The organism is Nocardioides sp. (assembly GCF_035703625.1).
Classification (GTDB): domain Bacteria; phylum Actinomycetota; class Actinomycetes; order Propionibacteriales; family Nocardioidaceae; genus Nocardioides.
Genome location: NZ_DASSXS010000173.1, coordinates 1 through 7,990, shown reverse-complemented (window position 1 = coordinate 7,990; position 7,990 = coordinate 1). Strand labels below are relative to the sequence as shown.

At 68.4% G+C, this 7,990-nt stretch carries 8 protein-coding genes; 6 read left to right on the top strand and 2 right to left on the bottom strand.

Annotated features, from left to right (window positions below; translation table 11 throughout):
* Nucleotides 1-176 precede the first annotated feature (176 nt).
* From VFN12_RS08485 to VFN12_RS08460, 6 genes are all read left to right on the top strand, one after another.
* Nucleotides 177-1,049 (top strand): NUDIX hydrolase, encoded by an 873-nt coding sequence (locus VFN12_RS08485; protein WP_325118208.1) that lies wholly within the window; start codon nucleotides 177-179, stop codon nucleotides 1,047-1,049.
* 161 nt (nucleotides 1,050-1,210) lie between these two features.
* On the top strand, nucleotides 1,211-2,305 hold the full coding sequence (gene pstS / locus VFN12_RS08480) for a phosphate ABC transporter substrate-binding protein PstS (RefSeq protein WP_325118207.1): 1,095 nt from the start codon (nucleotides 1,211-1,213) through the stop codon (nucleotides 2,303-2,305).
* A gap of 139 nt (nucleotides 2,306-2,444) precedes the next feature.
* Entirely contained in the window at nucleotides 2,445-3,374 is a 930-nt protein-coding gene (pstC, locus tag VFN12_RS08475) for a phosphate ABC transporter permease subunit PstC (protein WP_325118206.1), read from the top strand.
* Nucleotides 3,374-4,453: a phosphate ABC transporter permease PstA gene (gene pstA, locus VFN12_RS08470; protein ID WP_325118205.1), complete on the top strand. Its 1,080-nt coding sequence runs from the start codon at nucleotides 3,374-3,376 to the stop codon at nucleotides 4,451-4,453. The genes pstC and pstA overlap by 1 nt, the downstream gene beginning before the upstream one ends.
* A gap of 23 nt (nucleotides 4,454-4,476) precedes the next feature.
* A complete protein-coding gene (gene pstB / locus VFN12_RS08465) occupies nucleotides 4,477-5,256 on the top strand; it encodes a phosphate ABC transporter ATP-binding protein PstB (protein WP_325118204.1) in 780 nt (259 codons plus the stop codon).
* Nucleotides 5,257-5,610: 354 nt separating this feature from the next.
* On the top strand, nucleotides 5,611-6,474 hold the full coding sequence (locus VFN12_RS08460; protein WP_325118202.1) for a hypothetical protein: 864 nt from the start codon (nucleotides 5,611-5,613) through the stop codon (nucleotides 6,472-6,474).
* A 90-nt stretch (nucleotides 6,475-6,564) separates the two neighbouring features.
* Here the strand turns inward: VFN12_RS08460 and VFN12_RS08455 are convergent, their stop codons facing one another.
* Nucleotides 6,565-7,569 carry an inorganic phosphate transporter gene (locus tag VFN12_RS08455; RefSeq protein WP_325118201.1) on the bottom strand — a complete coding sequence of 335 codons (1,005 nt, stop codon included), beginning with the start codon at nucleotides 7,567-7,569 and terminating at the stop codon, nucleotides 6,565-6,567.
* Nucleotides 7,570-7,576: 7 nt separating this feature from the next.
* On the bottom strand, nucleotides 7,577-7,990 hold a 414-nt coding region (locus tag VFN12_RS08450; RefSeq protein WP_325118200.1), incomplete at its 5' end, for a DUF47 domain-containing protein.

Below are 7,990 nucleotides of genomic sequence, written 5' to 3'. Positions count from 1 at the left end.
GCCGACCGCCACCACAGCAGGCCGGCCACGACGAGCGCCAGGACCAGGAGTACGGCGCCCACGATCAGCAACCGTGCCCGCACCTGATCTCCTCGCCCGTCGTCCGTCGTCCGTCGTCCGGCGCCCGACCTCGATCCCACGAGGCGTACACCGGGATGTGATGTGACACTAGCGCCATGGCCCCGAGCGTCATCTCGAACCGACCGGACGTGCTCGCCGCCGGAGCGGTCGTCTGGCGTCGGCGCCAGGACGTGCTGCTGGTGCACCGGCCGGCGTACGACGACTGGTCGTTCCCCAAGGGCAAGGTCGACCCGGGGGAGTGGCTGCCGGCCACGGCGGTGCGCGAGGTGGGTGAGGAGACCGGCGTCGCGATCCGCCTCGGCCCACCGCTGGGCACCCAGCGCTACCAGAACGGCGACCGGATGAAGTCGGTGCACTACTGGGTCGGCTGGGCGATCGGACCCGACGACGTGAGCGGCTACCTCGTCAACGCCGAGATCGACGACGTCCGGTGGGTGCCGTGGCGGAAGGCTCTGGATCGGCTGACCTACCCCTACGACCAGGAGACGCTCGAGGAGTCGCGCCGGCTGCGCCGCAAGACCCGTCCGCTGGTCGTCCTCAGGCACGGCTCGGCGGAGTCCCGGAAGGCATGGTCGGGAGACGACCGTCGGCGGCCGCTGGAGGACACCGGGCGCCGGCAGGCCGAGCGGCTGGTGCCGCTGCTCGCGGCCTACGACGTGTCCCGGGTGGTCAGCTCCAGCAGCACCCGGTGTCGGGAGACGGTCGTTCCCTACGCCGACGCCGGCGGGCTGAAGGTCGAGGAGCACGACGGCCTCAGCGAGGAGGACGCGTCGGCCGACTCGGTGGCCGAGATCGTCGACGACCTCCTCGGGACCAAGGAGGGGTCGGTCCTGTGCACCCATCGTCCGGTACTGCCGAGCGTGTTCGACGCGCTGGGCATGGACACCCTCCGCCTCGACGCGGCGGGGCTGCGGGTGGTGCACCACCGAGGGGGGAGAGTCGTGGCCGCGGAGACGTACGACGCCTGAGGGCCCCGTGTTCATGTGACGGTCGTCTCGGCGCCGGCCAGACTTGCCGATCTGGGCAACCCGAGTTCACCCGGCGTTCACCCACGCCAACGGATCCGGTCACCTGCGCTCCCTAACTTCCCTGATGTCAGCCACGACAAACATGACTTCAGGAGACTCACGTGAAGGTCCCTTCACTGCGCCGGGCAGTCCTCCCCGGCATCGCTGTTCTCGCGATTGCTCTGACGGGCTGCGGCGCGGCCAACGAGTCCGATGCGGCCGCGAGCAACAGTGACCTGTCCGGCACCCTGAGCGGGGGCGGCGCGAGCTCGCAGGAGGCGGCACAGAACGCCTGGCGTGCCGGCTTCCAGGAGCAGAACCCCGACGTGACGATCAACTACGACCCGATCGGGTCGGGCGGTGGCCGCGAGCAGTTCATCTCCGGTGGCTTCCCCTTCGCCGGCTCCGACTCCTACCTCACCGACGACGAGGGCGAGCTGTCCGAGGCGACCAAGCGCTGCGGCGGCGAGCCGATCCAGGTACCCAACTACATCAGCCCGATCGCGGTGATCTTCAACGTCGAGGGCGTCGACAGTCTCCAGCTCTCGCCGGACACGCTGGCCGCGATCTTCAACAACGAGATCACCGAGTGGGACGACCCGGCCATCGCCGAGGAGAACCCCGACGCCGATCTCCCCAGCGAGTCCATCACCGCGGTCCACCGCTCCGACGAATCGGGCACGACCGAGAACTTCACCAACTACCTGAGCACCGTCGCTCCCGACTCCTGGCCGCACGACGAGGTCGAGACGTGGCCCATCAACGCCGGTGAGGGCGGCAGCGGCACGTCGGGCGTCGTCGCCGCGGTCGAGAACGGAAGCAACACCATCGGGTACGCCGACGCGAGCCAGGCCGGCGACCTGGGGACGGTCGCGGTGAAGGTCGGCGAGGACTACGTCGAGCCGTCGCCGGAGGCCGCGGCGAAGATCTTCGAGGTCTCTCCCGAGGCCGAGACGGCCTCCGACGTCGCCAGGGTCTACGACCTCGACTACAAGACCGAGGAGTCGGGCGTCTACCCGATCGTGCTGACGTCGTACCTCATCGCCTGCCAGACCTACGACGATCAGGCGGAGGCCGACCTGGTGAAGGGCTACCTGGAGTACATCGTCAGCGACGAGGGCCAGCAGACCGCGGCCGAGAACGCCGGCTCGGCGCCGCTCCCGTCCAGCCTCTCGGAAGAGGCCACGACGATCCTGGAGGGCATCAGCGCCGGGTGAGACGCTCGTACCACGTCCACGGGGACCCGTCCTGCCGGAGCGCCGGCCGGCCGGGTCCCCGTAGGCGTGCCCAGGCAGTGCACGACCTGACGAGCGCCGAGCAGAGAATGATCAGGAAGGACCCTGAGCAGTGTCGAACGTGAGCGCACCCCCGGCCGGAGGAGCAGTGGCCCGTCGCCGGGGAGACGTCGTCTTCCGGGGGATCGCGCGAGCCGCCGCGACGCTGATCGTGCTGACCCTGGCCGGGGTCGCCATCTTCCTGACGCTCGAGGGCATGCCGGCACTCACCGCCAGCGCCGCCCAGCTCGGCCAGGACAACATCGTCCTGTACGTGTGGCCGCTGCTCTTCGGCACGATCCTCGCGGCGGTGATCGCGCTGATCGTGGCGGCGCCGCTGTCGATCGGGCTGGCCCTGGTGATCTCCCACTACGCCCCTCGCCGCGCCGCCAGGCCGATCGGCTACGCCATCGACCTGCTGGCCGCGGTGCCGAGCGTGGTCTACGGCTTGTGGGGGATCCAGTTCTTCGGGCCCCGGCTGGTCCCGGCCTACGAGTGGCTGGAGGAGCACCTCGGCTTCCTGCCGTTCTTCGAGGGTCCCGCCTCGAGCACCGGTCGCACGATCCTCACCGCCAGCCTGGTGCTGGCGATCATGGCGCTCCCGATCATCACCGCCATCTGTCGCGAGATCTTCGCCCAGACCCCCAGGCTCGAGCAGGAAGCGGCGCTGGCGCTCGGCGCCACCCGCTGGGAGATGATCCGGATGACCGTCTTCCCCTACTCACGCTCCGGCATCGTCTCGGCCACCATGCTCGGCCTGGGTCGCGCCCTGGGCGAGACCATGGCCGTCGCGATGGTGCTGTCGGCCACCGGCGTCGTCTCGTTCAACCTGATCTCGTCGGTCAACCCGTCCACGATCGCCGCCAACGTGGCGCTGAAGTTCCCCGAGGCCTCCGGAGTGCAGGTCAACATCCTGATCTTCAGCGGTCTCGTGCTGTTCCTGGTCACCTTCCTCGTGAACTTCGTCGGTCGCTGGATCGGGGCTCGCGGCCACGTGAAGGGAGCCCGATGATGTCGACCCTGGGTGAGACGACCCGCAAGCCCCAGGGCAGCGGCTCGCTGCCGCTGGTGCGGCCGCAGCTGCCTGGCTGGGCACCCCTGCTGGTGGCGGCGGAGTCGCTGGCCGTGGCGCTGCTGCTCATCGTGTTCCTCGGCTGGGGGCCCGGGCTGAGCGGCGCCGTCGGCCTGCTCTTCTACCTGGCGGTGATGCCGGTGTGGTCGTCGGCCGTCGAAGGCGGTCGCAAGGCCAAGGACAGGCTCGCCACCAGCCTGATGTGGTCGGCATTCGGCCTCGCGATGCTGCCGTTGCTGAGCTTGGTGTGGCAGGTTCTCAGCGAGGGTCTCCCGGTCATCTCCGCAGAGTTCCTCACCTACAACATGCGCAACGTCGTCGGCGAGGGCGGCGGCATCTACCACGCGATCATCGGGACGTTCATCATCACCGGGTGGGCGACCGTGATCTCGGTCCCGGTCGGCATCCTCGCGGGCATCTATCTCGTCGAGTACGGCGACGGGAACCGGCTGGCTCGCGTCGTCACCTTCCTCGTCGACGTGATGACCGGCATCCCCTCCATCGTGGCCGGCCTCTTTGCCTACGCGCTGTTCGTGATCTTCTTCGGCCCGGGGGTCCGGATGGGCTTCGGTGGCTCGGTGGCCCTGTCGGTGCTGATGATCCCGATCGTGGTGCGGGCGACCGAGGAGATGCTGAAGCTGGTGCCCAACGAGCTGCGCGAGGCGTCGTACGCACTGGGCGTGCCGAAGTGGCGCACGATCACGAAAGTGGTCCTGCCGACCTCGATGGCCGGCATCATCACCGGCGTCATGCTCGCGGTCGCCCGGGTCGCCGGTGAGACGGCGCCGCTGCTGATCATCGCGGGCGACACCGACTCCGACAACTTCAACGCGTTCGCCGAACGGATGTCGACGCTGCCCGTCTTCATCTACTACTCGTACACCCAGCCCGGCGTGCCGCCGGAGTTCGGCCAGGCGCGGGCTTGGGGCGCGGCCCTGGTGCTGATCAGCATCGTCATGCTGTTCAACCTGGTCGCCCGAGCCCTCAGCAAGTACTTCAGTCCCAAGCTGGGTCGCTGACCCCGAGGAGAGACGACACACCCATGGCCAAGAGCATCGACATCTCCGACCTGAACATCTACTACGGCGACTTCCTCGCCGTCGAGGGCGTCGGCCTGACGATCCGTTCGCGCTCGGTGACCGCCTTCATCGGGCCGTCCGGCTGCGGGAAGTCCACCTTCCTCCGGTCCCTGAACCGGATGCACGAGGTGATCCCGGGCGCCCGCGTCGAGGGCAAGGTGGTCATCGACGGACAGGAGCTCTACGCCGCGAACGTCGACCCGGTCGAGGTGCGCCGGCAGATCGGCATGGTCTTCCAGCGGCCCAACCCGTTCCCGACCATGTCCATCTACGACAACGTGCTGGCGGGCAACCGGCTGAACTCGCGGAAGCTCAAGAAGGCCGAGGCGGACGACATCGTCGAGCGGTCGCTGCGCTCTGCCAACCTCTGGACCGAGGTCAAGGACCGGCTGGGCAAGCCGGGCATGGGACTCTCCGGCGGCCAGCAGCAGCGGCTGTGCATCGCGCGAGCCATCGCCGTCGAGCCGCAGGTGCTGCTGATGGACGAGCCCTGCTCGGCGCTCGACCCGATCTCCACCGCCGCGATCGAGGACCTCATCCACGACCTCAAGCAGGAGTACACGATCGTCATCGTGACCCACAACATGCAGCAGGCGGCGCGGGTCTCCGACGAGACCGGCTTCTTCAACCTCAAGGCGGCCGGCGAGCCCGGCCACCTGGTGGAGTTCAACTCCACGGAGAAGATGTTCGCCAACCCGGACAACCCGTCCACCGAGGCCTACATCTCCGGTCGCTTCGGGTAGTGGCGCACTCTGTCGATAGTCCCTAACGAAACGGTTGGCGACACGCCGGCTGTGCCATCCATTCCGTTAGGGACTACCCAGGATGAGCCCTGACACGCGGACCTGTGGATAGGGAACGCGGGCGGGTCCCGTCAGGGGAACGCTCCCGGCATGACTGGCGATTGTCACCTCCGGCCGTTTCACCCGGATCGACCGCATCTCTACGCCCCCGTCCGGGTGGATCCATCGGGCGAGCATGGACCGACGCCCGGCCAGGCGCGAGGACCGCACTGGCGTCGTACCAGCCACGGCTACTACCTGCCGAGCTTCGTGGACGGCAATCAGGTGGCCCAACGGATCGTTGAGGCTGCTGCCGTGCTGAGGCCGGGAGGGGGAGCAGTTACCGGCTGGGCTGCCCTGGCCTGGCTGGGCGCCAGGTGGTTCGACGGGTCAACGCCGGCAGGTGGATGCCGCCCGGTCGATCTCGCCGTGTGGAACCGGATCCGCCCTCACGCGGGAGTGGCGATCTGTGAGGAGGGCATCAACCCCGCCGACGTGATCGTGGTCCACGGACTGCCGATCACCATCCCGGTGCGCTCGGTGTGCTTCGCGATGAGGTACGCCGCAAACGTCCGGGACGCGGTCCGTACGCTCGACATGGCGGCCTACGACGACCTCGTGTCGATCGACGAGATGCGCATCTACGCCGGCACCCGCCCGCGGACGGGGTTGTCGAGCTGGACCGGCATTCCCCTCTGTCGTGAGGCGACCGAGCTCAGCGACGAGAACCGCTGGTCGCCCCAGGAGGTGACGATGGGGATGATCTGGGTCCTTGACGCACGTCTGCCCCGAGCGAGGTTCAATGTGCCGATCTTCGACCGCTCCGGACGACACATCTGCACGCCTGACCTCCTCGACGAGGAGGCGGGAGTCGTCGGTGAGTACAACGGTAGCCTCCATCTCCAGGGCTCGCAGCCTGCGCTCGACGTACGCCGGGAGGAGGTCTATCGCGAGCTCGGGCTCGAGTCCTTCACCATGATGGCGGGCGACGCATCGGATCCGGAGACCATGGCCCGCCGGATGCTCGCAGCCCGGTCGCGCGCGCGGTGGCTGGCGCCCGAGCGGCGAGCGTGGACATCGCAGCCGCCGGCATGGTGGACGTCCACCGAGACCGTTGCCCAGCGGCGTGCGTTGTCAGCGTCGCAGCGGGAGCGCTTCCTCCGGTACCGAGCTGCCTGACGGCGTTCCTCTGGAGATAGTCCCGAACAAGGCGGTATCCGACACGCCGTCGAGGAGGACCGTTTCGTTAGGGACTATCCCGACGGCCCGTCAGAACACGACCTCGATGAAGAAGTGGCTGATCCAGTAGCAGATGGCCGCGGCGAGGCCCGCCATCGGGAAGGTGAGGACCCAGGCAGTCAGGATCGAGCGGGCCACACCCCAGCGCACCGCCGACACCCGCTTGGTCGCGCCGACGCCCATCACCGCCGACGTGATGGTGTGGGTGGTCGAGATCGGCGCCTCGAACACGTACGCCGTCGTGTAGAGCACCGACGAGGCGACCGACTCGGCCGCGAAGCCCCGCGCCGGGTCGAGGTGGATGATCCGGCGGCCCAGGGTCCGCATGATCCGCCAGCCACCGGAGTAGGTGCCGAGCGAGATGGCGCCGGCAGCGCAGAAGATGACCCACACCGGCAGCGGGTCGTCCTTCGCGACGTACCCACCGGTGAGCAGCGCCAGGAAGATCACGCCCATCGTCTTCTGGGCGTCCTGGAGCCCGTGGCCCAGCGCCATCGCCGCGGCCGAGACGGTCTGGGCGAGACGGAAGCCGCGATTGGCCCGGGACGGGCTGGCCCGTCGGAAGGCCCACATGATCGCCAGCATCACCGCGAAGCCGAGGCTGAACGCGACGACCGGCGAGAGGAGCATCGGGATGACGACCTTCTCCACGACCACGTCCCAGTTCGCCGCGGCCCCCGCCGCGATCGCCGAGCCGACCAGCCCGCCGATGAGGGCGTGCGAGGACGAGGAGGGGAGTCCGAGCCACCAGGTGATGAGGTTCCAGGTGATCGCGCCGAGCAGGCCGGCCATCACGATGACCAGCCCGTGCGTCCCGGAGCCGGGGTCGATGGTGTCCGACACCGTCGTCGCCACCTCCTGGCCGAGGAAGGCGCCGACGAAGTTCATGACGGCGGCCATGGCCAGCGCGACCCGCGGGGTCAGCGCCCGGGTGGAGACGGAGGTGGCAATGGCATTGGCCGCGTCGTGGAATCCGTTGGTGTAGTCGAAGATCAGGGCAACGACGACGACCGCGACGATGATCGCGAGCTCCATGCTGGGGTCAGCTCTCCTTGACCGCGATCTGCTCCACGATGTTGGCGACCTTCTCGAAGGCGTCGATCGCCCCCTCGAGGGACTCGACGATGTCCTTCAGCTTGAGGACCTCGAGTGCCTTGAAGTCGCCCGAGAACAGGGTGGCGAGGGTCCGGCGGTAGTTCTTGTCGCCGACGTTCTCGAGCCGGTTGATCTCGATCCAGTACTCGTCGAGGGACTTCATCGCCTGGAGCTGGGGCATCGCCGCCGCCGTGATCTCGGCGCACCGCTGGATGACCTCGACCTGCGTCGACAGCTCGGCCGGGAGGTCCTTCACCTCGTAGAGCAGGACCAGGTCGACGACCTCGTCCATCATGTCCATCACGTCATCGAGCCCCGAGGCGAGGTCGTAGATGTCCTCTCGGTCGAACGGCGTCACGAA